The organism is Peptococcus simiae (assembly GCF_046569735.1).
Taxonomy (GTDB): domain Bacteria; phylum Bacillota; class Peptococcia; order Peptococcales; family Peptococcaceae; genus Peptococcus; species Peptococcus simiae_A.
The window spans coordinates 1-1,256 of the sequence record NZ_JBKICG010000040.1; the positions used below are offsets into that span (position 1 = coordinate 1).

The following is a 1,256-nucleotide window of genomic DNA, read 5'->3' on the forward strand; positions in this document are numbered from 1 at the left end:
TACAAATAGTCCAGGACAAATGTCCTGGGCTATTTGTATTTCTACCCGAGCTGCGACCTATTTTTGCTCTTGTGGGAGGCAAGGGAATGGCCGCATGAGGAGCAGGGGGTCGGCACCTTGCTTAACCAGCTTATCTGGGGATTAAGATAGCACTATCTTAATCCCTCTGGTCTACTGCTCTAATGCCCGGACACTGACAGGCGGTCGGTGGCGGTTTTTGGCATCACTTGGCTTGTTTGATAATAAGAACAATGGTTATATAATTATTTACCAGGCGGATGAAGTTGTAGCCTTTATCTAGCCCTTTACCATAGTATTATGATAGAAAGATGTGATGAAATGCGGTTTATCTCTTGGAATATTGACTCGCTCAATGCGGCTTTAACGGGGACTTCGGCGCGGTCAGACTTGTCCCGGTTGGTGCTCGAAACCATTCGGCAGGCCGATGCGGATATTATTGCTATTCAGGAAACAAAGCTATCAGCCAATGGGCCGACGGCTAAGCATGAGGCGGCCCTAGGAAGTCTTTTTCCGGCCTATACCTATGCTTGGACCAGCTCTCGGGAGCCGGCCCGGAAGGGGTATGCTGGGAATATGGTCCTCTATAAAAAGGACCTTAGCCCGAGGATTTCTTATCCGGCCATTGGGGCTCCGGAACCGATGGACTTGGAGGGCCGGTTGATCACTCTGGAATTTGACGGTTTTTACTTTAACCAGGTCTATACCCCGAATGCGGGGAACGGCCTGGTCCGTCTAGCGGACCGGCAGGTATGGGATCAGCAGTATGCAAGCTACCTCTCCGGCCTAGACCAGGATAAACCGGTCATTGCTACCGGTGACTTTAATGTGGCCCACAAGGAAATTGACCTGGCACATCCGGAAGCCAACCGCCGGTCGCCTGGCTTTACTGATGAAGAGCGGGCAGGCTTTACGACCCTTTTAGACAAGGGTTTTGTGGACTCCTTCCGCTATCTCCATGGGGATGTGACAGGAGCCTATACCTGGTGGGCCCAGCGGGTCAAGACCAGTAAAATCAATAACTCCGGTTGGAGAATTGATTATTTCATCGTGAGCGATCGTTTGAAGAAGCAAATCGCCCTTTCTGAGATGGTTTCTTCAGGTGACCGGCAGGACCATGCTCCTATTTTATTGGAAGTCAATAATCTTATTATTTAAGGGGTGAAAATTTTACTCCACTTTATATCATTGGATGCGTTCTTTTCTTGATCACCTTGTTTGTGGACGGTAGTTTATAA

At 49.1% G+C, this 1,256-nt stretch carries 1 protein-coding gene; it reads left to right on the top strand.

The annotated features are described in order from the left end of the window. Positions 1-339 precede the first annotated feature (339 nt). Positions 340-1,176: an exodeoxyribonuclease III gene (locus tag ACLGL1_RS09750; RefSeq protein ID WP_411008481.1), complete on the top strand. Its 837-nt coding sequence runs from the start codon at positions 340-342 to the stop codon at positions 1,174-1,176. Positions 1,177-1,256: the final 80 nt, after the last annotated feature.